Below are 211 nucleotides of genomic sequence, written 5' to 3'. Positions count from 1 at the left end.
CGGTCAGGGTGTAGCTGAAGGTCTCGGTGCCGTCACCGCCGCCGTGCAAGGCTTTGAAATCAGCGTCAGTGGTGTTCAGGGTGTAGGTGTACGTGCCGTTGGCGTTGAGCACCAGGGTGCCGTAGGTACCATTGAAAGTGCCGGGAGTGATCGGTCCGGAGTTTTCACCGACAGGTACGCGGTCAGCGCCCTGCACATCGTTGGTCAGCAC

The 211-nt window shown here is 60.7% G+C and carries 1 protein-coding gene; it reads right to left on the bottom strand.

Going from position 1 to position 211, the window contains the following annotated elements; translation table 11 throughout:
• On the bottom strand, positions 1-211 hold a 211-nt coding region (locus KW839_RS27455; protein ID WP_218426058.1), incomplete at both ends, for a VCBS domain-containing protein.

Source organism: Pseudomonas sp. PDM31 (genome assembly GCF_019218965.1).
Lineage (GTDB): Bacteria > Pseudomonadota > Gammaproteobacteria > Pseudomonadales > Pseudomonadaceae > Aquipseudomonas.
The sequence above is the reverse complement of the archived record's forward strand: the minus strand, read 5'-3'. Positions and strand labels throughout refer to the sequence as shown.